Origin of the sequence: Paenibacillus illinoisensis NBRC 15959, from assembly GCF_004000925.1 — a bacterium.
Classification (GTDB): Bacteria; Bacillota; Bacilli; order Paenibacillales; family Paenibacillaceae; genus Paenibacillus; species Paenibacillus illinoisensis.
Genome location: NZ_BIME01000005.1, coordinates 308,515 through 334,106, shown reverse-complemented (window position 1 = coordinate 334,106; position 25,592 = coordinate 308,515). Strand labels below are relative to the sequence as shown.

The window sequence follows — 25,592 nt, the reverse complement described above, 5'->3', positions numbered from 1 at the left end:
TCAATGCACTTCCTTTCGCTTCTTGGCCCATTCCATCATGAGCAGCAGCCCAACGGAGAAGGTAACCAGTACCAATGCCACACCATTTGCGGCAGAGACATTAAAATTCTCAACATCCTGATAAACTAGCGTTGTTGCCGTCTGCGTTTTGTTCATAATATTGCCCGACACCACCAGCACTGCACCGAACTCTCCAAGCGATCGTGCCACGGTAAGTACAAGCCCGTATACGACAGCCCAGCGGATGGAAGGCCAGGTGACACTCCAGAACGTTCTCCACCCATACGCGCCAAGCGTTGACGCCGCCTCTTCCTGCTGCGAACCGAGTTCCTGCAGGACCGGCATGACCTCCCTGACCATCAGCGGGAATGTGACAAACAGCGTTGCAATGACCATACCCGGGAAGGCGTAGACTACATTGAAGCCGATTCCTTCAAAAAAGCCACCCATAATGCTGTTCGGGCCGAGCAGCAATACAATCATCAATCCGCCAATGACGGGGGACACCGCATAAGGCAGGTCTACAATGCTGTTCAGCAATCCTTTGATGCGATCACTAAGCCATCCGGCGCGAACGAGGTAAATGGCCATCATAATGCCAAACAATGTATTTAACAGCGTGACGACCAGAACCACAAGCCCGGTCATCATCAAGGCATGCAGCGCCTCAGGGCGCATCAGCCCATCCAGGAAGCCTCCTGCACCGTCTTCAAATGCTCCGAGCAAAATGCGTCCCAAAGGAATTATCAGAAGCACAATAAATACCGCAAATGTCAGTCCGATTAATAGCCGTCTCATCGTCTTCTCCCCCGCATCTGCACCAGATTAATCAGCCAGAGGATCAGGAAAGAGAGCGTGAGGAGCAGCACGGATACAGCAGCTGCACCCGTAGGATTGTCACTTTCAATCTCGCCGTAAATAAATACGGAAGCCGTCAGTGTTCTGCCCGGGATGTTACCCGCCACCAGCACAACTGCTCCAAACTCTGCAAGTGCTCTGGAGAAAGCAAGCATACCACCGCTAATCATGCCTGGAGCCATAGAAGGCAGAATAACCTGCCTGAACGTACGTGCCTTCGATGCACCCATGGTATAGGAGGCCTCTTCCTCAGAAGGGTCGATCTCCTCCAGCAGCGGCTGCACCGCACGAATCACGAATGGGAACGTAACAAAGGTCATCGCAATGACGATCGCAGGCTGATGAAACACGATTTCAATTCCCATGGTTTCAGCCAGCTTGCCTACAGCACTGACCGGTCCAAGCAGCAGCATAATCATTAATCCGCCAACTGCAGTAGGAAGTGCAAAGGGCAGATCTACGAGACTGTTGAGAAACGATCTCCCAAAGAAACGATAACGCGTGAGTACCCAGGCAATCATGGTGCCCAGTACCACGTTAATCAGTGTGGCGACAACAGCCAGTCGAACGGTCAGCAATACGGCTTTCCACGCGATTGGATCCATGATGCTCTCGGCGAAATTGCTCCATCCTTCAGAGAAGGAATTGACGTACACACCGATAATTGGAAGAACGATGAGTACAATAAAATATAGCAATACAGTACTGCGGAATCCCCAAGTCCATCCCTTGTGACGAAGAACGGTATTCATTGCTGCATTCCCTCCCAGCCTCCGGCTCCATATCCGGTCGGCAGTCTCCCTGCTTTGGTACATTCATTTTTCTAAGTTGGATTATATCACTTTAACATTATTCCCATTAGTCTACTTGGTTTTTTGCTTATCTGATACTTTACCAGTTTGCAGTGCTAACCGTCAATGTTTTTATTGTATATAATTTAGGCGTTTAGCAGATGATTTGTTAACCATTTTACCCGTGAAATGTGGTTTGTTTGAATTGGAGTGGTTAAGGTACAATCTAGAAGAGAATTTACGAGGATAAGGAGTGCTGCCAGATGTTATATACGAAAAAAATATCGACCTCCAGACGGGATGAAATCAAGGATATCACAAGAGAAGTAGAGCAGGTTGTCCGTAATAGCGGTGTACAAAACGGAACTGTCCTTGTCTATTGTCCCCATACCACAGCAGGTATTGCGATTAATGAAAATGCCGACCCGGATGTTAAACATGATGTGCTGCTTCGTCTGAACGAAGTGTATCCTTGGGAACATCCTCAATATCGACATGCTGAGGGGAATACCGCTTCTCACCTCAAATCAATCACAACCGGTCCATCTCAAACGGTGATCATTCATGAAGGCCGATTATTACTCGGCAGATGGCAGGGGATTTATTTCAGCGAATTCGACGGCCCTCGTGAGCGGGAATATTTTATCAAGATCATGGAAGGCTAATTCAGCCAAACGCAAACAGGCGGACAACCCTGATTTAGGGCTGACGATCCGCCTGTCTTGGTCTTTCGCGCTAATAAACTTTCGCGAGACAACGTTATAAAGAATTAATGTTATGACAATTCACCGCCCTGAAGTATAGGAGTGCGACAATAGCGCCTTTTATAGGACGCCAGGCTGGTGTTATAGATTGCGGCATAGTACTTTGACATGAGATAATGCCGACGATTCAATCTCAGCAAACGTTACACGATCCTGAATATAATACGATATAAATCCGTGCATGGACAAAAACAGTGTGCGTGGCACACATTGGATATCCTCATCCGTACAGCCTTCCTCGTTCATGTACTGCCTGACAATGGAAGCAAACAATTCGAAGCATCTTCCCTGCTCCGTACGACAATAGGATAACAGCTCCTCATCCCGAATCATGAACATAATCTCGTACTGATACGGATTCTCCAGACCAAAACGAATGAATTCGAGCATGATATGCTCTACCTTGCTCATACCGCCCACGACAGGCCTGACCATGGCTTGCAGCAGCAAATGTCCCAGATGATTGAAATCTTCTACCACAATGGCATAGAACAATTCTGCCTTTTCCTTGAAATGATAATACAGCGACCCATGACTATAGCCCAGATGCTGGCCGATGCTTCGCATCGAAATGGCGCGGTATCCTTTGGTAATAAAAAGATGTCTCGCCGCCTCCAGGATCCGCTCCCTCGACAACTCTTGTTCGACTGCTCTTCTAGCCATATATTTTATTCCCCTTCAATAAAATAAAGCCGCTGTCCCTCCGTGATCCGGGATTGCCCTTGCGTCAAATCCGTGATCCAGGCGATAAATGCCTCGGTTTCACTATCCGGCGGAAGACAAGTCAACGTAACCTTATCGGTGAATCCAGTTTCACCCGTACGGACTTCCCGGCTTCTTAATTCATTTTCCACTTTTCCCAGCCACGTATAATCCAGTTCCACAAACACTTCACGATGAAGCACTTTGGTTATAGCCTCTCCAGCTTCAATAGCCGCTACAGCGCCATCCGTATATGCACGGATTAAACCGCCAGCCCCAAGCATGATTCCCCCAAAATACCGTGTAACCACAATAGCCACATTTTTCAGTTGCTGATTTTTGATGACTTCAAGAATGGGTTTCCCAGCAGTTCCGCTTGGTTCCCCGTCATCGGATTGCTTCTGGATCTCATCTCTTTCCCCTATCATGTAAGCGGAACAGTTATGAGTGGCATTCCAGTGTTTCTTCTTGATTTCATCAATAAAAGCAACTGCTTCTTCTTCCGTTGTAACTGGCATAATATGACCGATGAAACGCGACTTCTTGATGACAATTTCCAGATTGCCCGGTCCTCGAACCGTGCGATAACGTTCAAGCATTTCAATCCAACTTTCCGATTTAATCCATTTTACAAGAAAGCAGTTCCCCGCGCGGACGCGGATGAACTGCCTTGGTTTAAACATCCGGGGATCACTGCATTTTACCTCACAATGAAACCCGGGTGTCATTACACATGCCTTATTTAACTATATGAGTCAAACCATGAATTATTCAGAAAGTCTCGCTTCAAGCGCTGCTTTCTCTTCTTCAAAGCCTGGTTTGCCCAGCAATGCGAACATATTTTTCTTGTAAGCTTCTACTCCTGGTTGGTCAAACGGGTTGACGCCCAGCAGATATCCGCTGATGCCGCATGCTTTTTCAAAGAAGTATACCAGATATCCGAAAGAATATGGAGACATATCCGGAATATTCACAATCAGGTTTGGAACTTGGCCATCTGTATGTGCAAGCAGCGTGCCTTGGAACGCTTTTTTGTTGACGAAGTCCATTGTTTTGCCTTCAAGGAAGTTCAGACCATCGAGGTCATCCGGATCAGCTTCGATCGAAATATGCTCGGATACTTCAGCTACCTGAATGACGGTTTCGAAAATGTTCCGGCTTCCTTCCTGGATGAATTGACCCATGGAGTGCAAGTCCGTGGAGAAATCAACAGATGCAGGATAGATTCCTTTGTAATCTTTACCTTCACTCTCTCCATAAAGCTGTTTCCACCACTCGGATACAAAGTGCAGGGATGGCTCGTAGTTTACGAGGATTTCTGTTCCTTTACCTTTGCGGTACAGTGCGTTACGAACAGCAGCATATTGATACGCTTCATTCTCAGCTACATTCGGGTTGCTGTATTCTTTGGATGCGTCAGCCGCACCTTGCATCATTTCTTCGATGTTAATGCCAGCTGTAGCAATTGGCAGCAAGCCTACTGCTGTCAGTACCGAGTAACGTCCACCAACATCATCCGGAATAACGAAAGACTCGTAGCCTTCTTCGTTCGCCAGTTTTTTCAGTGCGCCGCGCTCTTTGTCTGTTGTAGCATAGATACGTTTGCGTGCTTCTTCTTTACCGTATTTTTTCTCCAGTGCTGCACGGAAGATACGGAAAGCAATGGCTGGCTCGGTTGTCGTACCGGATTTGGAGATAACGTTCACGGAAAAGTCTTTGCCTTCAACCAGATCCAGCAAATGAGTTACATAGGTGGAGCTGATATTGTTTCCTGCGAAATAGATTTCAGGCGTTTTGCGTTTATCTTTTGGCAGGTTGTTATAGAAAGAGTGTGTCAGCATCTCAATCGCTGCGCGTGCACCCAGGTATGAACCACCGATACCGATAACAATCAGTACTTCGGAATCACTTTGGATTTTGGCAGCCGCTTTTTGAATGCGGGAGAATTCTTCCTTGTCGTAAGCGGTTGGCAGGTCAATCCAGCCCAGGTAATCGGATCCGGTTCCTGTTCCGTTGTGAAGCTGCTCGTGAGCCAGACGAATCGGTTCAGCGAAATAGTCCACTTCATGCTGGTTTACAAATTGCAAGGCAGTGCTGTAATCAAACTTCACTTTTTTTGCCATGATCTAAAAACCTCCTGATATCGGTAGCTTATTTTTCCGTTTTCCATTCAAACAACTTAGCATAAGGATACTTCAAATCCACGGGGCTGACAAGCTTGCAGCTTGAACTTTGTCACTTCAAATTCAAGAAGCAAAAAGGGTAAACCAAACCCGCTGATTGCGGGTTTTGGCTACCCTTCTTGTATTATTCCGCCGGGTACGAGCAGCAGTAGTCGGTAACGCTGCGTATCTCCAGTTTGAATTTGGATTCGGCAGGCACGTGGAACGTAGCTTGACCTTGAATCTCTTGCCAATCTTCTTCTCCGGGAAGCAGTACTCTCAGATCGCCGGACAGAATCTCCATGATTTCACGGGAATCTGTACCGAACTCATAGCTGCCTGGGAGCATGATGCCCAGAGTCACTTTGCTGCCATCCCCCAAAATAACCGTTCTGCTGGTTACCTGGCCATCATAATAAATGTTGGCCTCTTTTACTACACTGACTTGATCAAACTGTGACATGCGTACCCGCTCCCCCTGAAGTTAATGAAAACAAAAGGCAAAACAGATCAGGATGAATTCTCATCCTTACTCTGCCGGAAATAACTTTACTGCTACGAACCGAACAAATGAGTCTGTTCGATTCTTAGCAGCGTTTATCAAGCTATTACAGCAATGCTTTTACGCGGCTAACCACGTTATCAACTGTGAAGCCATACTCTTCGATAACACGGTCGCCAGGCGCGGAAGCACCGAATGTGCTGATTCCGAGAATGTCGCCTTGATCGCCAACATATTTCTCCCAGCCCATTGGATAAGCCATTTCAATGGCCAAACGAGCTTTTACATCTGGAAGCAAGACGGATTCTTTGTAAGCTTTGTCCTGTTTCTCGAACAGATCCCAGCTCGGCATGCTGATTACACGAACTTGGATACCTTGTTCAGCCAGTGCAGCTTGAGCTTTGACAGCCAGTTGCACTTCGGAACCTGTAGCGATGATTTGTGCTACAGCTTTGCCGTCTTTTGCATCGGAAACAACATAAGCGCCGCGTTTAACGTTCTCACGGGAACCTTCTACTGTTCCTTCCAGGATCGGCAGGTTTTGACGAGTGAGTACGAGTGCAACTGGGTTGCTCTTGTTCTCAAGCGCATAAGCCCATGCAGCAGATGTCTCATTACCGTCAGCCGGACGAATAACCGTCAGGTTAGGAATGATACGCAGGGACGCGAGTTGCTCAATTGGTTCGTGTGTAGGACCATCTTCACCAACAGCGATACTGTCGTGAGTCAGGACGTATGTCACAGGCAGACCCATCAGGGACGCCAGACGAACAGCCGGACGCAGGTAGTCAGTGAACACGAAGAATGTACCACCGAATACTTTCACACCGCTGTGCAGTGCCATACCATTCATTGCACCAGCCATACCGAATTCACGGATACCGAAGTAGATGTTGCGGCCAGAGTAATCTTCTGGAGCAAAGTTTGCAATGTTGTTCAGGTGTGTCATTGTGGAGCTTTCCAAGTCAGCAGATCCACCAGTCAGATGAGGCACGTTATGCGCCAAACCGTTCAGTGCGTTACCGGAAGCAACACGAGTGGAAAGAGCTTTGTCTGTTGCAGCATATTTAGGCAGATCGCGGTCCCAACCTTCTGGAAGGTCACCGTTGATTGCTGTTTCGAACTGAGCTGCCAGCTCAGGGAATGCTTTTTTGTACTCGGCGAATTTCTCGTCCCAAGCTTTGTTTGCGGAGATACCACGATCTTTGACTTGAGCAAAGTGATCGCGAACTTCAGCTGGTACGTGGAAATCTTCCTCGTAAACCCATTTGTAAAATTCTTTGGTCAGTTTCGCTTCGTCAGCACCCAGTGGGGAACCGTGAGTACCGCCGTGGCCGCCTTTACCTTGTTTGTTCGGGCTACCATAACCGATAACAGTTTTCACTTCGATCAGTGTAGGACGCAGTGTATCTGCTTGTCCTTCTTGAATTGCTTTTTCGATTGCAGGCAGATCGTTACCATCTTCTACGCGCAGCACTTGCCAGCCATAAGCTTCGAAGCGTTTTGCGATGCTTTCGGAAGAAGACAGGTTCAACTCACCATCAAGCGTGATGTCGTTGGAATCGAACAACATGATCAGTTTACCCAGGTGCAGACGTCCAGCAAGGGAAGCTGCTTCGTGGGATACGCCTTCCATGAGGTCACCGTCACCACAAATTGCATAAGTGTAGTGGTCGATTACATTGAATTTATCCTTGTTGTATGTCGCGCCCAGTTGTGCTTCAGCCATAGCCATACCTACAGCCATTGCAATACCTTGACCCAGTGGTCCAGTCGTAGCATCAACACCTGCAGTATGTCCGAATTCCGGGTGACCCGGAGTTTTGCTTCCCCATTGGCGGAATTGTTTCAATTCTTCCATAGGAAGATCGTAGCCGCTCAGGTGCAGCAAACTGTACAGCAACATGGAACCATGTCCTGCAGACAGCACAAAACGGTCCCGGTTAACCCAAGTTGGGTGGTCCGGGTTATGTGTCATCGTTTTTGCAAAAAGTTGGTACCCCATTGGAGCGGAGCCCATAGGCATTCCTGGGTGTCCCGATTTTGCTTTCTCGATTGCATCAATTGCCAGAGTACGTACAGTTGTAATCGACAGGTTGTCGATTGTGTTGTTCTCATCCTTTTGAATCGCTTCGTTCTTGTCAGTCATGGTTTGTCCTCCTCATGTCTTTAGATAAGTCGGGTGCGCAAGCGAATCCCTCTCATCATACAAGCAAACCGTATATAACAATAAGTGAATCCGCTTGAATGTTTCATTTTGACTTATTCACTTTTGTATTGTATCACTTGGCGTGAAGCTTTTCCATAACCTTCTTTTAGAAGTTCCGGAAAATTCGGTTGTTTGTGGGTGAGGCGGGTTTATTCCGGCGCAGAATAAAAGGTGTTGGGTAGAGCATCTAAGCCCATGTCCGGCTTGGCAAGCCTCGCTAATCCATCGGATGAAGTATAACCTTTAACCGGAAAACCATACACTTTTTACAGTCCTAAGTTTTTTTCATAGGGTATCATTCATGTTTCTGATTCGAAATCCCTAGGGCTGTGTTACTCTCAGAAAGAAAGGAGGCTTGCCGCATGCCAGGACCACATATACAGCCAAAGTCGTCAAATTATCCATTACCCTGGATTGCAGGGACGTTAACAGGCATCATCACCGGTTTATTTCTTGGTTTTTTCCTTAAAGTGGTTCAGGCTTACACGGGTGAAAAGGTGTATACCCTGCTGCTGAATGTTGATTTTGTGCCCTGGCTTCCGCCCATTTTGCCTGAATGGTTCGAATTTACGCTTCATCTTCTTGTTTCTGTAATCATCGGCCTCTTCTACTTCTGGTGGATTCAACGTTCCGATTTCCCCTTGGTTAAAGGCGTTTTGCTCGGTGCATTCTCTTCCCTGCTGTACATTCCGCTCTCTCTGTTATCTGTACGAGTTCCAGGCTTAACGGATTTCAAGGCCATATCGCTTTGGATCATCGGACACCTTCTATTTGGTATTTTCCTTGGCGTCTGCGGACGGATATGGAAACGACAAAAAGGCGATTCCCATTCAGCTCACAAATAGGAAGTCGCCTTTCTTATCAAGGCCGATTCATATGGTCCCGAATCAACCTTGCACAGTATTAAAGCATCAAGCTAAAATACAACGGTTTTGTTTTCGTGAACCAGAATCCGGTCTTCAACATGCCATTTCACCGCACGTGCAAGTACAACGCGCTCAATGGTACGTCCGATCCGTTTCAATTCGGTCACGTCATCTCCATGGCTTACACGCTGAACGTCCTGCTCGATAATCGGCCCGCCGTCCAGTTCTTCGGTCACATAATGTGCTGTTGCTCCGATAATTTTAACACCACGATTGTACGCCTGTGCATACGGTTTGCCACCCACAAATGCCGGAAGGAAGGAATGGTGGATATTAATAATCCGGTTGCGGTAATGTTCGATGAACATTGGAGAGATAATCTGCATATAACGCGCAAGAATAATGACATCAATATCGTTACCGATGACGTCCAGCTGACGCTGCTCTGCTTCTTTTTTCGTATCAGCCGTTACCGGTATATGATGATAAGGAATGCCGAATGATTCCACGTAATCCTTCATATCCAAATGATTGCTTACCACGAGAGCAATATCAGCATCAAGGTCTCCGGCCTGCCATTGCCACAGCAATTCAACCAGACAGTGATCTTCCTTGGATACAAAGATAGCGAGTTTCTTCTTGCGGCTTACCGCAGAGAGAGACCATTCCATCTTGAAGCGCTCCGCCACTTCCGCAAAATCAGCTTCCAGCTTGGCGAGACTCGCTGTCAGTTCCGGAAGATCGAATTCAATACGCATGAAAAACATGCCGCCAGCCGGGTCCATGGTGTACTGGTCAGACTGAACGATGTTTGCACCATGCTGGTGCAGGAAATGCGATACGGCAGCTACAATTCCTGGACCATCCGGACAGGAAATAAGCATCCGCGCCCGATCGGCGCGGTTTTTGGAATCAGGACGTGCTTGTTTTGCATGAATCTCCATCGGGCTATTCTTCCTCCTTCAATTAAGCCGTGACCAGCAGTTCTTTTCCTGCAAGCCAGGCGATCAAACGATGATTCAGTTGCTCTTCATTCAAATGCGGGAACAACGCTGCTTCCGCTACCAGATCATACAATCGCTCCAGCGGTTCACGCGGATCAGCCTTTTTGGCTTTTGCATCATTCTTGAGCAGCGTCCAAACGTCGAGAATATAGGAACGCGAGTCAATCTCTTTCCCTTGGAAGAAGTGCTGCAGCTGCTCCACCTCTGTCAAGAATTCCGGACCAAACCGGCCACTCACATCTCCACGAAGCAATGCAATTTCCACCTCGTACATTGGGCGTTGTGTCTTGGCTTCCTTCCCGATCCAAGGTGTCTCCAGAATAAACGGACGTCCTTGAAGCGCCTCGTGATGAACGATGCGGTTAATCGCTTCAAAACCAATCCAGCCGGAACCAATCGGTGTATGACGGTCCTTACGTGCACCTACAGCATTCTTACTATCATTAATATGCATTACGGTAATGCGGTCAAGCCCTACCGTGCGATCAAACTGCTCAAGCACACCATCCAGATCATTCACGATATCATAGCCTGCATCATGAATATGGCATGTATCCATACATACGGCGAGACGTTCGTTGTGCGTAACCTTCTCCATGATCTGTGCGATCTCTTCGAAGCTGCGACCCATTTCGGTCCCTTTTCCAGCCATTGTTTCTAGAGCAATCTTTACATCGGTCTCTTTGACACCGTCGAGCACTTCATTGAGCCCTTCGGCAATTCGTCCAATACCATAATGAGCATCCTTATCCGTAAAGGCGCCGGGATGCAGCACAATATTTTTGACACCAATGGCATGCGTGCGGCGAATTTCTTCCTGAAGGAAGCTTACAGCCAGTTCATACGTGTTTTCTTTGTAGGAACCAAGGTTAATAATGTATGGCGCATGGACAACAATATCTTCCATCCCGCCCTCTTGCATGGCAAGCTTGCCTTCCTCGATATACATGGACTCAATAGGCTTGCGGCGCGTATTCTGCGGTGCACCCGTATATATCATAAACGAACTGGAACCGTACGAGGACGCTTCCTTCGTTGCACTCAATAATCCCTTGTCCGAAAAGGACACGTGGGAGCCGATTTTCAGCATCATTGATCCCCCTTTTTCTGAATTATCCCTTATTCTAACGCGATTATCGAAATAAATCTAGAAATGCGCTATAATTCGGGTTACAGGCTATTTTTTACAGCTAATTTGGAACATGGTGGGCGGAATCCGTCTTTCCGTGAAAATCAATGAACCGAGGTGACTCCGCAATGATTTTCGGCTCCTACGCTATGACGTTAGTCAGCAGTTCCCCCAGCAATTGGTTTATGAATACGATCGCATTCTGGACATTTCTTTTGCTTGGCAGCATGTGTATCGGTGGATTTTTTATGATGCGCAAGTTTTTGAAAGTGCTCCCAAAAGCGGACGGCAAATCCAAACTGGATTGGCAAAATTATTGGGTCGAAACAAGCCGCCACTTGTGGACGGATGAGGCCAAGGCTTTTCTGGATCAACTCGTAGAGCCTGTGCCCGGTCCGTTTCGCGATATCGCCAAACATTCCATTGCAGCAGAGATTGGTAAAATTGCTGTTGAAAACAAGGCAACCGAGGTGTCTCGAGATCACTGCATTAAAGGATACATTATAGCCACACCGAAGCGTGATAATAAGTTTTTGGTCAAATTTTTGGAGAAAAACCAAATTGATTACTCGCCTTATAAACATCTGATGAATAAATAAAAGAAGTTTCCATTGTGGACGGAATCGCATACTCATCTCCAACACACAAGCTCCATCAGGTAAGTCATTCGCAGACAGGCATTGCTTACCGCCGGGGCTGTTTGTTGATCCGCCATATATGAAATTCACAATACAGGAGGGCTGAAGCATGAAAATTGCCATATGTGGAGGAACAGGATTTGTGGGAAGTGCACTCGTAGATTACTGGCTGCAAGCAGGTCATCAGGTTCAGATTATCACGCGCAAACTGCCTGATCTTCATGATCCCGGTGAACGCCTTACATATATATCTTGGGAACAGCTTGAAGAAAGACCTCATCTACTGGAAGGTTTGGATGCCCTGGTTAACCTTGCCGGGGAAACGCTGAATCAGCGCTGGACGACCAAGGCCAAGCTGGAAATTGTGGAATCGAGAGTAACGACAGTATCCAAGGTAGCCCGGCTGCTGTCTAAACTTGAACATAAACCGGAAGTTGTCGTGCAGGCATCCGCCATGGCTATTTACGGAACCTCTCTGTCGGAGACATTTGATGAAAGTTCCCCGCAAAAATCAATGAACTTTCCGTCCCGGGTTGCCGAACAATGGGAGATTGCTGCAGATGCAATCCAAGATGTGAGACTTGTCAAAATTCGTGTCAGCCTCGTACTTGGTCATAAAAGAGGAGCCTTTCCGTTAATGAAGCTGCCATATATGCTTGGTGTAGGCGGCAAAATTGGCAGTGGCAAACAGTGGACGACCTGGATACACATATTGGATATTGTAAGGCTTATTGATTTTACGATACATAATAAGGAAATCTCGGGTCCGGTGAACGCATCCGCTCCGAATCCCGTGACCAATGACGAGTTTGGGCGCACAGTTGGCAAGGTCTATCATCGTCCTCATTGGTTCCCGGTCCCCGGTTTCCTGATTAAAGCAGTGGTCGGAGAACTCTCTGTTGTATTGCTCCAGGGGCAGCGTGTCATTCCGCAGAAGGCTCTGGATTACGGGTTCCAATTCACATTCCCAACCTTAACCGATGCCCTGGAAGATTTGAAGCATCGCGGATTATCCGACTGAACGGTAGGTATAGACGGATTCTGCCAGCATAAAGGTATCCCCGTCTTCCAGTGGATATTCTTTGTAGGGTGCAAGAGGCTTACCCTGCAGTAAGGTGCCATTCACAGAACCCAGATCCTTAATGACATAGCCCGATTTGTTCCTGCTCAATTCCACATGAGCACGGGACACACCGGTTGTTGAATCCACCCATTGAACCATCTCTGCCGATCGGCCGATAACAAAAGAAGCTCCCTGCACATCCATCCGCTCATTCCGGTTACTTGCCCCTAATCGGCGTTCCAGATAAAAGGATGGCGTTACTGGACCGACGCCCTTTGCTGGTTCCCCAGTCATACTTTGCAGATTTACTGTTGCCTCCGTTCCAGATTCAGTCCGAATCAGCTCAGACGTTGGAGCAGTAATATGATCGAACTGCTGTTGGATCATGATTGATGATTCTGGTTCTGATTCTGGTTCGGTATGTAATCGTTGAAAGCGCGAATTCAGAGTTGTACTGGCAATACTGGCATACCCCGGTGCAGGTGGGTCATTGTTAGTCTTGGACTCTGATTGGTTCCAGCGCCAGCTCTCCTGATATAATTCCTCTGCTTCCTCTTCATTTTTAGTTCGCTTATGACCTAAATTAAGAAATGAAGCTTGATCAATCCTTCTGAGACCTGCCGCTTTGGTTATGCCGAATTTCCCTTTGCTAATCCAGGCCCAGCCTGCAACCGCAAGTAAGGCGACACTTAGAACGATGGATATTATCATAGGTGTCTGCCCGGGCTGCTCCATATAAGCGAATCTCCATACCAGGGCTATACCGACCATGCAAATAAGAATAATATACGTCACTTTCGACGTTCCAGTCTTTTGTTCCATTTCCATGTTCTCATCAAATGTAATTTCGTTAGATTTGTTCACCACTGGATCGGTCCTGTCTGCAAAAGGAGATGAGCCTTCTCTAGAAGGACGTGTGCTCAGGAAGTTTGGACTTAACTTGTTACTGTTCGACCCTTCCTGTTCCAATACTTGATCCGGCTGTTGACGAGAATTGGAGTACGTATCAGGCCGCATTTTGTCTTGGTCATGCTTCGATCGGGCATGTTGTCTATGTAAACGTGGCAATTGTGCAAACTCAGGTTCAGATTCAACATAAGCAGAACGTTCGTTCACAGTCCCATTCTCCCTAGGTTCGTTGACACGGGAAGACAAAAATGTTGAGCTACCGGGCCCTGCTTGTTCATCCGCGTAGAGTTCCAGTAACAATTCCCGCAGCTGTCCAACATCCCACCGTTCGTCATCACATAGCTGCAGAACCCGCTGAATGCCTTCACCCTGCAACTCCTGCACATGAGCCATCAGCCGGATGACCAGTTCACGGAATTGCGCCGGAGTCGGATCCACAACCACAGAATCCTGAATCGGTACATAAACCATGCCCAGCTCACCTTGTTCCAGTGAACCTTTTACAAATATGCTCTCTTCCTGCAGCATCAGCTTACGGGGTTCGAGCATGTATTGACGGCATTCCGTGAAGGTGTCTGCGAGTTGAAACAATAGACCGTACAGCACACGCAGTTTAATTTTGCCTGCCTTTAGGAACTGGGATAACATTTTGTACCCGGAAATATCATATTGAAGAGTAACGTTGCGATCCATCTCACGAATGTGGAGCGGAAGCAGGCGTGGAATATCATTGGCGGACATCATCCCCGTCTGTACACGGCTTAATTCGTCCATCCGTAATCCTTCGGCTTTTTCCAGAACCATAAATGCTCCGCCGTTCCGTATAAAATCTTTCGTTAATCCATACATGCCAATCCTCTCTTTCCGGTGTAAATTCAACTTCTACTTTCTTTTCTTGTATCAATCTATGAAATCATATAAACATAGGCACTGATAAAGCCTGGCAATACAGCCAGCATGAACGGGAACTTGAGCGTTTTCTCCTTGCTGACCAGTTTGAGTGAACCGAGCATGAAAAAGCCTGCAAGCCCACCGGCCATGTTACGAATCCGTTTGGCTGAATCCCTTCGGAACAACAGAATAATTAAGCCAATTGCCCCGGCATATAGAACGGAATACACAACAACGTGAATTCCAAAAGAAATACCCGTCCATGCTCCAATCCCGCCAAACAGTTTTACATCTCCAGCTCCTACTGCTCCGATCGCGTACATCACCAACAAAATGCCAAAACAGGCTGCGAACCCCGCGGCAGAGAAGATCAAGCCTTCCCATCCATCCCATATCCCATGGGCCAGCACACCTAGAACGGTTACAGGCAAGGTCAGCAGATTCGGAATTTTCATGGACCGCACATCGGTTACAAAGGCAGTCACCACGTATAGGCCACAGGCTGCAATGAACCATTCCACCCCCATCACTCCTCTATCCATATCACTATTTTCTCGATGCTACATTAAACTCAGTTGTTGTCTTACTGCCATCCGCAGTTTCCACTACAAATGTCCAGGTCCCTTCCGTCGTTCGAGTACCTACAAACCAGTTCCACTCAATCACGCCATTCTCATCCGGTGTAGCCCAGCCAATATGTTTCGCTGTACTTTCTCCCGACTTATAAAATATCGTCAGGTTTGCAGTGGCCCCTGGTTCCACCTGAACCTTGATTGTTGCATTATTCCCTATGTAAGCAGGCTCTGGCTTGGATAACACGGTTATTGAACTTGCAGCGTCTCCATCGCCCTCATTACTATTAGAACCTTCTCCCGTATCTCCGATCCATACGCGCTCAGCGGCAGCAGCCTGAATCCGTAATGGTTTGCCGAGGAAAGGCACTTTAATCGGCAGTTCGTAACTGAGCTCCAGCCTGAAATACGGATTTGTTTTGTTCTTGAGATCCGGCACAGATATCCCGTTAACATGTATACGCTCCATATCCAGCAATTCCGGATCTATAAAAGGTTGGAGCAAGGGTTTTACAGCTGGATCAAGTACAGTCTCCATAACCGAAGTCTTAATCTCCTGCAAAGGTTGCTCCCCACTGGCTGCAGCCGCACGCACCCAATTGCTTAGCGGATCCGGCAGAGCCGAGGCATACTCTTCAGCCCATTCCGTTAAAGACAACTCTGGTATGCCCCAACCGCTTCCCTTCTCTCCACCACCAGCGGAATCCGATGGAGTGAAGACAAGCGAAACTGGATAGATCTTGGTGGAGAGCTGCTTTACGGCTTCACCCGCTGTACTTTGCAGGGCTGTCGAGATCAGTGTCATTTGTACGATGTAGACAAGGAACATGACAAAGAACAGAAACACAGGCAGAACGAGCGAAGCTTCCAATACAATGCTTCCCTGTTCCTTTTTCGAGGAGCTTGCCTGCTTCGGCAGAGATTTCAATTGTTCCATTCTGCGCAACCGTGTTAATCGAAGCAGCCATCGCGCATATTCTTTTTGGTCTAGCTCCTGCTTCTCCATAATCCCTCCACCTGAAAAGGTACGGCTTGATTCAATAGGAATAATCCGTCCTCCGGTCTATGAATAATCGCCCATCTTCAACCTGGTCTGCATTCCCCATAACTGCACCTATACTTTTGATCACCCCTGGCAAAAACCATAACTTCACACTGCTGCGTATGTTCCCTGATGCATACGTTTGTTTTTCATCGGGATTAACGCCCGTATTCAGCCGAATCAATGCCAGCATTCTGGACATTTTACGTTCATTGTTACTGTGCATTAAAAGGAATAGTCTTAGATGGTCCCTATATGTAAGCTTAACCTTGATATATTTGGACAACTCCACACTGCCCTCTTTGGAGAGCTTCACCATATCCGCTATGGCGTGAGTAATCCCGTATAAAATTGCAGCCGATAACACCAGAAGGGGATTACCTAGTTTACTGTTCTCAATTAATCCTTCTGCGGTTCGAATCGCCAAACGCATACCAAATATTTCTGCATATGCAGCCGCAATGTTGCCTGAAGAATTGTGAAACCCGTAAATGATATATTCCAGCTCCTGATTCTCCAGTTTGAAGACCTCACTCGAATCCCCGCTCCCCTCAGTCCAATCGAGCAGCTGTCCAAAATCCATCGAATTGAAATAAGCGAGTGCGTATTCATTCTGGAATAATTCATCCCCTAGACTATCCAGCAGGCCAGACATCCCGCCAAATAAACTGTCCATTCCATTCATGGCGTCACCGCCTGAATCGTAAGGATCGCCTGCAATTTCCGCCTTTTTGGCCTCCTCCTGGCTAGCCTGGTTAAATGCAATGTTGGCATTATAATATTGCTCCAACTGCTTGAATGCTTCCGTTGATCCGGAATGTCCATTTTCGATCTGTGACAATATGCGCTTTATGTCCTTTAATTTTGCCTTGGACTCCTTGTCGTTGGCCTTACGCTGCGCATCAGATCCCCGACCTTCCTCAAGCAGCTGTTTGCTCTGAAGAATGACATTGGAGGCACCACTTCGTACATAAGAGTCCATGTATCGTTCTGTGACCTGACTTGCCTGTCTCACAGCAGGCTTCACAGGCACACCGCTCTGACCCGTCACATTGCGAAGCTGTGTATTCAGCTCAAGGCTGTCTTTTCTAACCTGATTAAAGTCTGAGGTTTGGGAGCGGATATGTTCTTTTAACTTATCAAACAATGAATCGGCTCTCACCAACTCAGAGGCAAGTGAACGTGTATCTTTGGCTTCGCTGCCTGATCCGGTAGATGGTGGACTCTGCCCAGGGAGGTTTGAATTCCCGACTTTTTCATAACTCGCATTCTGGGAACGGTTCTCCCCTTCAGCGATAACCCGCTTCATTTCCTCGTTAAGATTACGCGCTTCATCAATTAGAGTCTGGGCTGCCTCGAGCTTCATCTGATGCGCCTGTTGTGCCGGCTGCAGAACCATACTTATACCGGTAACCACATTACCAACACCTGTCCGATAACGAGCCAGCTCCAGGATATACTGCTGCTGGTTGAATGGCTGTCCTTCGTCTGCTTGTTTTTTGCTTAGATAATCTGTATAACGTGCTGCGATCTCGGCAGCAGTCTCCGGGGTTTCTTCCATCATTTCATCGTAAATGGCAGGTGAAGGAGGACTCATGATCAGAGCAGGGAGATCTTTCATTTTATTAGCCGAATCGGTCTGATGGGCTATCGCCTCATCAAGCAATTCCTCACGCTTGTCATATAGCTTCTGTAATTTCTTGAGCAAGTCTACGGTATGCGCGGCTTCTTTCATTTCCTCCGACATCGGCTTGAAGCGATTGACCACCTCTAACGTAAAATCAACCGGAGCCCGATATTTCATATCCTCCTGAATCTGGCGATTGAAAATATCATACCTGCCCAATTCCCGCTCCATGCTCAGGGTGCTTGTATCCCACTGTATATCCAGAATGGGGAATCCGTCCTTCACAGCCGATGGCTTCACACTATCATTCAGTACCTTAGCCATAATGGCTTCACCACTGCTATCTCCATAACCAAACAAGCCATACCCCCGGAGTGAAGTGTCGTATGCAGACATCACCGATCTCAACGCTGCATGAGCCATGCGTTCTGACTGAACTTTGAAGGCGGCTATTCGGGCATAATCGATGAATACCGCGACAAACATATAGATTCCCGCAAGGATTAAGATCAAGAACAGGGTCACAGCACCTGATTCACCGTCTTTTTTTCTGAACAGCGCTGCTCTCCTCCTCTCTCTACTTTTTGGTTTTTCCAAAATGCTGCAGGACCTGTCCTGCTTCAGCTGCTGTACCGGTTGCCTCGCCGCCTTTCCCTTTGAATTTGGCAGCATAATAACGGACCAGATCCACCGTTCGGATAAATTCCGCCGGCTCGACAACCGCTGATGAACCTTGCGTCAGAACACGGTCACCCGAATCAAACAAAAAAGAAGGAAGAGGCAAAGAAATAACCTGCTCCAGCTTGGTCGTAACTTTTCGCTGTATCAAGGAGTTCTGATACTCGATCGTTCCACGCATCCCACCTGGCATGTTCTGAACGGCTTGGGATAGCTTCTGTTCAGTCAGACTCCCGCCTTCACTAGCAGGCACGGGAACACTAATCTGGTTATCCGCGCCAGCCCAGCCAAACAGAGCTCCGAGCAATCGGTCATCCGTTAATCTCCAGTAGAGATTGTCATGCTCACCTGCCGCTACTTCACCTGTCATGGCCTGCTTGTGACTGTTATCCCAACTGTAGGCGGCTCGTTCCGATGCTGCATAGGCATGCTGGTTCAAAAAGGTTTTTTGATACATGTACATCGTGAAAAACAGAATTAGCACGAGAATAAACAGCACGACCGGGAAGACCAGGGAAGCCTCGATCGTGAAGCTTCCATCTTCCCTTTTGAATCGTTTACTCAAAGAATTCATCACTCTTTTTGCTAACTTGACCAAGTAAACGAGTTACCAAGGTTTTAATTTGATCTTTGAAAATCAAGGCAATAATAATGATGACGCCAATAATCAGAATTAGCTCCAGCGTACCCAGACCGTCCTCTTCGTTCCAAAATGTACTTGCTTTGCTTTTCAATATCTCCTGCATTTCCATTCCTCCTACATATTCATCATCATAAAAGCAGGTGCTCCGATCATAACCACAATCGTAAAAAAGATCAGAACCATCGGAAACACCAGTTTGGAAGATGCCTGTTCTCCCTTCGCCCGACTGACAGCCTTGCGTTTCTCCCACAACACATGGGACAGATCCCGCAGCGCGAGTACAAAGTCACCTCCCCCACGGCGGAAATTCAGCAGGACTGTCGTCGTAAAAATCGTAACTTCCTGCACACCACAGCGGCGGCTGAACTGTTCAAACGACTGTTGAAAAGAGTATCCATTATTCCAATCACCGACCGTCTTCCGCAGCTCGTTGTAGAGTGGATGGTCTCGCTCTCCCTGACTTGCAACACAGTGAACGATAGCCCTTTGTACGGTTTCCCCTGCCCCTACAAGCAGGACAATCCGGTTTAACAGCTCGGGCAGCTCCATAAGAATATCCTGGTCTCTTCGCTGTACCTTGGTATGAAGATCTTTATAGAGTGCAAAAGGCAGTGCAACCGCGAGGGCAAGCCCGCCTAACAGACCTCCATTTCCGATATCGCCAACGAGTGATAACAGACAGCCCACAAGTAGCATCAGCCAGGCATACGTCAGCATTTCAGCACTATAAAGCATCGTTTTCTCTCCGCTGTGCTGTATGCCGTGCATTTTCTGGATGGCATGCTGCATGCGGTACATCAGCACAGGCAATCTTCGGCCTACCTCATATCTGTCCAGTAAAAACAGAAAGGGTCCATGCAGTTTTTTCAGACGTAAGCCTTCCATATGAAGTTTGCGCAGATGGCGGTAGGTATGTCCTCGCGTTCGATCCAGCACCAGCCAGCCTGCTCCGAGCACCCCTCCGAATATAACGGGAAGCAGCATCGAATCAGCTCCTTATACTTTGATATCCATAATGCGTGTAATCCACAGATAACAGCAGGCGAGCACTACCAAAGCCACGCTGGAGATCAGATATCCCATACCGCTATACAGTGGTTCCATGAAATCCTTGGCCGTCAAATTCAAAAAAATAAGAAAAATAAAAGGCGCGGCAAACATTGCCTTGGACTCAAACCTTTTCTGTGCCACAGCGACCATGATATCCTGCTGGATGTCCAGCTTCTCGCCAATCACAGCAGAGGTTCGGCGAACCACCTCGACCAGGTCTCCACCCGTCCGCTTGCACGTGATGAATACATCTGCGAAATTCGTTATATCCTCGATGCCAGCCCGGTCAGAAAAGTCCTGCAGCGCCTCCTCAATCGGTTGACCATATTCCATTCTTGTCCGCAAAATAGTGAACTCCCGAATGAGATCGGTATCCGCTTCAGGATTGAGCATTCGCAGATCTTCTACCGATTCCTTAAATCCATTTTCCACGGATTTCCCCGCAGCCAGTGCGGAGGATAACGCGTATAACGCTTGTTTAAAATGTAAACTCAGTGTCATTCTTCTTCGTTCCAGCAGTACCTTTGTCCAGTGCTTTGGCACCCATATGCATCCCGCAGCCAAGATCACCCCTGCCAGCCAGTGGTGATAGAACAAAATACCGACACCGAAAAATAGCAGTCCACTAATCAACATGCAGACGGTTCGTTGTCTACCGGATAGCGTGTATACGGTATAATCCGTTAACACCTGCCTGGACTCACCCAACCTAATCACCTTCTAACCGCTTCAATTTACCTTGTTATCCGAATCTTCTAATTCCTTGTGGTACCGACCTATGTATTCACTCAGCCACTCTCCAAGCCCGGCCATTTGGATTTTCTCAATCCGCTTCAACTTTCCGACCTGTACCAACCCTCCAATGATCTTGCCTTCCCTTTCATCCCGCTCCTGGAAACGAAAGAGCGGATTCAGCAGTACCTCCCCGTCCTTCATGCCAATGACTTCACTGATTTCCGTCACTCGCCTTGAACGGTCTCTCAGCCGTGATAGATGAACGAAGATATCAATTGCTGAGCTGATCTGCTGCCGCACAACCGAAATAGGAAGCTCTGCCCCGCTGAGTACCATTGTCTCCAATCTGCTGATCATGTCCGAGATGTTATTGGCATGCCCTGTAGATAACGAACCGTCATGACCGGTATTCATGGCCTGCAGCATATCAAGCGCCTCTGCCCCACGCACCTCTCCGATTACAATCCGGTTGGGTCTCATCCGTAGTGAAGACTTGATCAGATCCCGGATGGAGATTTCACCCTTGCCCTCGGTATTGGCGTTCCGCGTCTCCAGCGACACCAGATTCGGCACCGTGACAATCTGCAGCTCGGCGGAATCTTCAATCGTAATAATCCGTTCATCCGGAGGAATAAACTGTGATAATGCATTCAGAAAGGTCGTTTTCCCTGACCCGGTCCCGCCCCCGATGAAGATATTGAATTTGCTGCGCACCAACTGCTGCAGCAGCTCTGCCGCTTCCTCATGCAAGGCACCTTTTCCAATCAGGTCCGGCATGGTCATCGGTTCACTTGGGAACTTCCGAATCGTCATGGTGGGACCTTTTAGCGCAATCGGCGGCAGCACAATATTGACCCGCGAACCGTCCTTGAGCCGCGCATCCACAATGGGAGAAGACTCATTCACGATCCGGTTCACCCCAGAGACGATCATCTGGATAATATCCTCCAGCCGTTCTCTGGATTCGAATTCGAGCTGAATTTGGCTAACTTCCCCTTCCTGCTCGACAAAGATCTCCCGGTGACTATTAATCATAATCTCCGTAATGTCAGGATGATCCACCAGGGGTTGAAGAATGTCCAACCCGCGAAACGAATCAAACAGCCTCTGCACCAGCGCATGTCTTTCTCCAGATGTCAGGTCATCCAGTTCCGGATCAGATAACACCTTGCGCTCAATCCCCTGCCACAGTTCCTTGTCCCCGGCTGAAGACGTTAAGTCAAGGCCTGCCCTGACTTCGCGGCGCATGTTCTGAAATTGTTCTTCCCGGTCCAAAACTCTATGGGATGCATCACTCATCATGCCCACCCCTCTCCCTTATGGAGGCGCCCCGTCTGCTTCAGATCATCCTCTCCGTCCTGTACAAGCATGGCACACAGCCTTTTTACCTCACGCTGAAATATGGGAGAGCTTAGCAGTACTTCCTCCTGGTGAAGCTGCTTCCAGGAAGGGATATACGGCAGCACTGCATCCAGCTTCAGCTCAGGTCGTGGAACGGCATTGACTATGCTGTCTCGGTATTTGTTTACCACAAAGCGGGCACGATCCAGTACACGTTCAACCAAGTCAGGCTCAGTCCGCTCAGCATGCGCCAGCCATTGGCCCCAGCGGTGCATGGCAGACAGGTCATCTTCAACCAGCCATACCAAGTCATCTGCCGCTTTCAAAATGCCTCGACTGCGTTCGTCCCAACCGGAGTCTCCATCCAGAATCAGCACGTCATATTGCCCGGAAGTAGACAAATAATGAACGAGCCCCGTCGTATCTTCACACGACATCTGCAGCAGTTCCTTCCGGTTGGATAATGGCCAGAACACGTCTGCCTTCAGTCCATCATGACGAAGCACGTAACCATCTATTCCCTTGGAGGGAGCCTGCGTAGTCACCTGCCCGTGCTTGCCCGATTCCTTCCTCCCGACCTTGAGATCATACAGCAGTCGGGACAGCCCGGTTTCGGCATCCGGAACACGCTGTACACTTCGGGATAATCCCTTCTCCAGGAATGGCAGCACGCTATCCAGCGTCTCCAGATTAAGATAGAGCACGGCGTAGCCTGCCAGTCCGAGCTGCTTTGCCATATGCAGTGCCACTGCTGTCTTGCCGCTTCCTCCCGAAGCTGACACCACTCCAAGGGAAAGGGTTTGCTGTCCTGGACGGTGCACCTTTTTGCGACGAGGCTGCCGACTTGTATTCAGAACGGTATCCAACAATGCAGGCAGAGGTTGATATTTCATTAAGCGCTTATCTTCCGCCACCTCCTCATGACCTTCACTGAGAAGCAACCAAGGCACACCCGGACCTTCACCCATACTTTCCAGCCAGGGATTCAGAAACTCAGGTTCTGCAATAACCAGATCTGGAAGTTCCTTTCCTTCATGTTCATGCATATACTCCTGAAACGATTCCCACTGTGAAAAGGCGGTAAATCGCATTGCAGCACCAAATGAACTCCCCTGAACAAAATCAAGCCAGGCACTGACATATTCCTTGTCTTTTGAAGCAAGTACCGCCTTCAGCACGATCAATTTCTCCTCCCTCCCTGTAGAAAAGCACAAAAAAACACCGACCATGATCCGCATGTATTATGCAAGATTATGGACGGTGCTTCCGTCACGTGCTATGAATGTATGGATAATATAGCATACAATTTCTGGACGAGCAAGAGATTTATACAATTAACAATCTGATGCTTCCATTCTTATGATTGATAAGGTGCATCAAATTCAATAATGTTACGATCCGGGTCAAGAATGAAGATCTGTGCGAATCCTGCAACACTATCCGGTCTTGCTTCATACTCAATCCCCTGCTTTTCCAGCCAGGCTATCGTTTCGTTGTGACTTTTCACCCAGATGGCAAAGTGACCATCCGTCGTATCAATTCCCGCCTCACGCAGTGTATGTCCTTCCGGATGCTGGAGCAGATGCAGCTGCTGACTGCCAATCGCATACCATGTGCCTGTAGAGCGGAAAGGCGGACGTTCAATTTCCTGCATACCTAACAGTCCGGTATAAAATTGTTTGGCAACATCCAGATCACGCACTGCCAGGCTAACATGATGTATATGAGCATATTCAATCATTGCGTAATTCTCCTTCCAATTAATAAGACATCAACATAATTTAATCGTTTTACACGACTATACTATACCTTTGTGCTTCCTGACCAGTTGTAGAAAAGAGAAAAACACCTTCGATCCAAGCAGGTAACCTCTCTGGGTTCACACAAACTTGAATCAAAGATGTTTTCAAATAGAACCACGTTGCATGGATTCAAAAAGGGATGTTTTTGCTTGTAGCAAGCTTGATCTCTCCCTACTTCGCGCTGTCCAATGCTTCCTGTGGAATCTCAATCTCTTCTACCTGGTTATGGTTGGAGAAGGTGCTGGTCATCTTCATGTCCATGGTGATTTTCTGGCCTTCCTGCTCCATCTCCATCACCATATTCACGTCGGTACCAACCGGAAGATACGTCTCCTTGTTCACCATATATTTCATTTGCATACTTGTAATATTCATCTGTTCAAGCATCGCTTGTGTCTGGGCGTCCGTTCCATTCTGCTCCATGACGGATTGAGCCAATTCCTTCACGTTATCACCCGATACGTCTGCAGTAATGACATAATTGTCGCCCTCTTCGGTGATCTTGGTATCTTCCGCAATTTTATTGAATTGGTCCAGTTCTTCTTCGGGGTTCAGGCTTGATTGCATTTGCTCAATCAGCTGCTTCGTTTGATCATCAGGAATTTTAACCCATTGATCTCCCACCTGCGAATAGATGGCATCGGAAGTAATGTACTGCTTCACGTTTTGTGCTTCCTGCCCGGACATTTCCATGTTCATCTCTTGATAGATCATCATTGGATCCTTGATGATATCCATCTTCATTGTTGTTTTTACCTGCTGATCCTGTGACTGTTCGCCCGCCTCCAGCTTCAAATTCTGATCAATGGTTGCATCGCTCGAGAAGCTTTTCATTTCCTTGGCTGCTTCATTCGTTTTGGTAATCAATTCTTCCAGTGTAGGGATCTGTGTTTCCTGCTTTGCAGGTGTATTCCCCTCGTTTGTCGCTTCGTTGCCAGCCGGCGGCGTTGCAGTGCTGTTATCCGCATCGTCACCGCATGCTGTCAGGCTTACTGCTAATAATGCCCCGATAATGAATGTCGTCCACTTCTTCAACTGTTTGTCCTCCCAAAATAGATGTGATCCGTATTCATTACCCAAATGTTTCCTTTATTAATCATGTTTGTGGTACATGCGTTGCTCTAGTACGATTTACAAAAACCGATTCTTGATCTCAGGTGTCGGCAGCATACACGCTTCGTCCTTGCCAAACCACCGGTAACGATTACGGGCTACCCAGTTATACACGGCATTTCGAATGAATTTGGGCACAATAATAAAGACATATAATAATGGATACGGAAATTTCAGACCTTTGGCCAGCCGCAGTGCAGCTGTCGAACGTGTATAGTAACGGCCCTCTTCGATAAGTACAAACGTATCCATGCTGTCTGTAGAAAGATTTCCTTTCTTCAGCAAGTCCTTGGCTACATCAGATTGGAGCGATGCAAAATGATATTTCCCTTCCGGATCACGTTTGATAATCCATTTGGTTAATCCTTGGCAAAAGTGACAAACCCCGTCCACGAGTACAATTGGGTGTCCCTCATGCTCATCCGCTCGAATTGATGTCATAATTGAAGCCTCCTCATTTATGCTGTTAGATTAACTTACCCACTTTTCACCTTCACGTTC

At 47.8% G+C, this 25,592-nt stretch carries 26 protein-coding genes; 4 read left to right on the top strand and 22 right to left on the bottom strand.

Annotated elements, in window-relative coordinates:
- Both PIL01S_RS15355 and cysT read right to left on the bottom strand, forming a co-directional pair.
- Nucleotides 1-798 (bottom strand): sulfate ABC transporter permease subunit, encoded by a 798-nt coding sequence (locus PIL01S_RS15355; protein ID WP_127538228.1) that lies wholly within the window; start codon nt 796-798, stop codon nt 1-3.
- Nucleotides 795-1,610 (bottom strand): sulfate ABC transporter permease subunit CysT, encoded by an 816-nt coding sequence (gene cysT / locus PIL01S_RS15350; protein WP_127538227.1) that lies wholly within the window; start codon nt 1,608-1,610, stop codon nt 795-797. Before cysT ends, PIL01S_RS15355 begins: the two co-directional genes overlap by 4 nt.
- A gap of 302 nt (nt 1,611-1,912) precedes the next feature.
- Here cysT and PIL01S_RS15345 point away from each other — a divergent pair, with 302 nt between their 5' ends.
- The gene (locus PIL01S_RS15345) at nt 1,913-2,314 is read left to right on the top strand and encodes a secondary thiamine-phosphate synthase enzyme YjbQ (RefSeq protein ID WP_127538226.1); all 402 of its coding nucleotides are present in this window, start codon (nt 1,913-1,915) and stop codon (nt 2,312-2,314) included.
- A gap of 180 nt (nt 2,315-2,494) precedes the next feature.
- Here PIL01S_RS15345 and PIL01S_RS15340 read toward each other — a convergent pair whose 3' ends face one another.
- From PIL01S_RS15340 to tkt, 5 genes are all read right to left on the bottom strand, one after another.
- Nucleotides 2,495-3,076, bottom strand: a complete 582-nt coding sequence (locus tag PIL01S_RS15340; protein WP_095289205.1) for a TetR/AcrR family transcriptional regulator — start codon at nt 3,074-3,076, stop codon at nt 2,495-2,497.
- Nucleotides 3,077-3,081: 5 nt separating this feature from the next.
- Entirely contained in the window at nt 3,082-3,714 is a 633-nt protein-coding gene (locus PIL01S_RS15335) for a YigZ family protein (protein ID WP_095289361.1), read from the bottom strand.
- 168 nt (nt 3,715-3,882) lie between these two features.
- The gene (locus tag PIL01S_RS15330) at nt 3,883-5,238 is read right to left on the bottom strand and encodes a glucose-6-phosphate isomerase (RefSeq protein ID WP_095289204.1); all 1,356 of its coding nucleotides are present in this window, start codon (nt 5,236-5,238) and stop codon (nt 3,883-3,885) included.
- A 184-nt stretch (nt 5,239-5,422) separates the two neighbouring features.
- Entirely contained in the window at nt 5,423-5,740 is a 318-nt protein-coding gene (gene ppnP / locus PIL01S_RS15325; RefSeq protein ID WP_095289203.1) for a pyrimidine/purine nucleoside phosphorylase, read from the bottom strand.
- A gap of 145 nt (nt 5,741-5,885) precedes the next feature.
- Entirely contained in the window at nt 5,886-7,928 is a 2,043-nt protein-coding gene (gene tkt / locus PIL01S_RS15320) for a transketolase (RefSeq protein ID WP_127538225.1), read from the bottom strand.
- Nucleotides 7,929-8,350: 422 nt separating this feature from the next.
- On the opposite strand from tkt, the gene PIL01S_RS15315 reads away from it, so the two are divergent.
- Nucleotides 8,351-8,833, top strand: coding sequence for a hypothetical protein (locus PIL01S_RS15315; protein ID WP_127538224.1), 483 nt, complete (start codon nt 8,351-8,353; stop codon nt 8,831-8,833).
- 71 nt (nt 8,834-8,904) lie between these two features.
- Here the strand turns inward: PIL01S_RS15315 and purU are convergent, their stop codons facing one another.
- Both purU and PIL01S_RS15305 read right to left on the bottom strand, forming a co-directional pair.
- Nucleotides 8,905-9,798, bottom strand: coding sequence for a formyltetrahydrofolate deformylase (gene purU / locus PIL01S_RS15310; protein WP_127538223.1), 894 nt, complete (start codon nt 9,796-9,798; stop codon nt 8,905-8,907).
- Between the two features lie 22 nt (nt 9,799-9,820).
- On the bottom strand, nt 9,821-10,948 hold the full coding sequence (locus PIL01S_RS15305) for a deoxyribonuclease IV (protein ID WP_110821347.1): 1,128 nt from the start codon (nt 10,946-10,948) through the stop codon (nt 9,821-9,823).
- A 167-nt stretch (nt 10,949-11,115) separates the two neighbouring features.
- Between PIL01S_RS15305 and PIL01S_RS15300 the strand changes: the two genes are divergently transcribed.
- Nucleotides 11,116-11,586, top strand: a complete 471-nt coding sequence (locus PIL01S_RS15300; protein ID WP_095360610.1) for a DUF2621 domain-containing protein — start codon at nt 11,116-11,118, stop codon at nt 11,584-11,586.
- Between the two features lie 148 nt (nt 11,587-11,734).
- A complete protein-coding gene (locus PIL01S_RS15295) occupies nt 11,735-12,646 on the top strand; it encodes a TIGR01777 family oxidoreductase (RefSeq protein ID WP_127538222.1) in 912 nt (303 codons plus the stop codon).
- On the opposite strand, the gene PIL01S_RS15290 is transcribed toward PIL01S_RS15295, so the two are convergent.
- From PIL01S_RS15290 to PIL01S_RS15230, 13 genes are all read right to left on the bottom strand, one after another.
- Entirely contained in the window at nt 12,635-14,446 is a 1,812-nt protein-coding gene (locus PIL01S_RS15290; protein WP_127538221.1) for a DUF6382 domain-containing protein, read from the bottom strand. The genes PIL01S_RS15295 and PIL01S_RS15290 overlap by 12 nt on opposite strands.
- Nucleotides 14,447-14,502: 56 nt before the next feature.
- A complete protein-coding gene (locus PIL01S_RS15285) occupies nt 14,503-15,015 on the bottom strand; it encodes an A24 family peptidase (RefSeq protein ID WP_127538303.1) in 513 nt (170 codons plus the stop codon).
- Between the two features lie 19 nt (nt 15,016-15,034).
- On the bottom strand, nt 15,035-16,066 hold the full coding sequence (locus PIL01S_RS15280) for a TadE/TadG family type IV pilus assembly protein (RefSeq protein ID WP_127538220.1): 1,032 nt from the start codon (nt 16,064-16,066) through the stop codon (nt 15,035-15,037).
- 31 nt (nt 16,067-16,097) lie between these two features.
- Nucleotides 16,098-18,326, bottom strand: a complete 2,229-nt coding sequence (locus PIL01S_RS15275; RefSeq protein ID WP_127538219.1) for a hypothetical protein — start codon at nt 18,324-18,326, stop codon at nt 16,098-16,100.
- Nucleotides 18,307-18,981 (bottom strand): TadE/TadG family type IV pilus assembly protein, encoded by a 675-nt coding sequence (locus PIL01S_RS15270; protein WP_127538218.1) that lies wholly within the window; start codon nt 18,979-18,981, stop codon nt 18,307-18,309. Before PIL01S_RS15270 ends, PIL01S_RS15275 begins: the two co-directional genes overlap by 20 nt.
- Entirely contained in the window at nt 18,965-19,153 is a 189-nt protein-coding gene (locus tag PIL01S_RS15265) for a Flp1 family type IVb pilin (RefSeq protein WP_095289191.1), read from the bottom strand. The genes PIL01S_RS15270 and PIL01S_RS15265 overlap by 17 nt, the downstream gene beginning before the upstream one ends.
- Nucleotides 19,154-19,164: 11 nt before the next feature.
- Nucleotides 19,165-20,034 carry a type II secretion system F family protein gene (locus PIL01S_RS15260; RefSeq protein ID WP_127538217.1) on the bottom strand — a complete coding sequence of 290 codons (870 nt, stop codon included), beginning with the start codon at nt 20,032-20,034 and terminating at the stop codon, nt 19,165-19,167.
- A gap of 12 nt (nt 20,035-20,046) precedes the next feature.
- Nucleotides 20,047-20,808 carry a type II secretion system F family protein gene (locus tag PIL01S_RS15255; RefSeq protein ID WP_127538216.1) on the bottom strand — a complete coding sequence of 254 codons (762 nt, stop codon included), beginning with the start codon at nt 20,806-20,808 and terminating at the stop codon, nt 20,047-20,049.
- A gap of 21 nt (nt 20,809-20,829) precedes the next feature.
- A complete protein-coding gene (locus PIL01S_RS15250; protein WP_127538302.1) occupies nt 20,830-22,134 on the bottom strand; it encodes a CpaF family protein in 1,305 nt (434 codons plus the stop codon).
- Entirely contained in the window at nt 22,134-23,354 is a 1,221-nt protein-coding gene (locus PIL01S_RS15245) for a nucleotide-binding protein (protein WP_164764246.1), read from the bottom strand. The genes PIL01S_RS15250 and PIL01S_RS15245 overlap by 1 nt, the downstream gene beginning before the upstream one ends.
- 179 nt (nt 23,355-23,533) lie before the next feature.
- On the bottom strand, nt 23,534-23,917 hold the full coding sequence (locus PIL01S_RS15240; RefSeq protein ID WP_127538214.1) for a VOC family protein: 384 nt from the start codon (nt 23,915-23,917) through the stop codon (nt 23,534-23,536).
- Nucleotides 23,918-24,149: 232 nt separating this feature from the next.
- Entirely contained in the window at nt 24,150-25,013 is an 864-nt protein-coding gene (locus PIL01S_RS15235) for a DUF6612 family protein (protein WP_127538213.1), read from the bottom strand.
- A 96-nt stretch (nt 25,014-25,109) separates the two neighbouring features.
- On the bottom strand, nt 25,110-25,532 hold the full coding sequence (locus tag PIL01S_RS15230; RefSeq protein ID WP_127538212.1) for a thiol-disulfide oxidoreductase DCC family protein: 423 nt from the start codon (nt 25,530-25,532) through the stop codon (nt 25,110-25,112).
- Nucleotides 25,533-25,592: the final 60 nt, after the last annotated feature.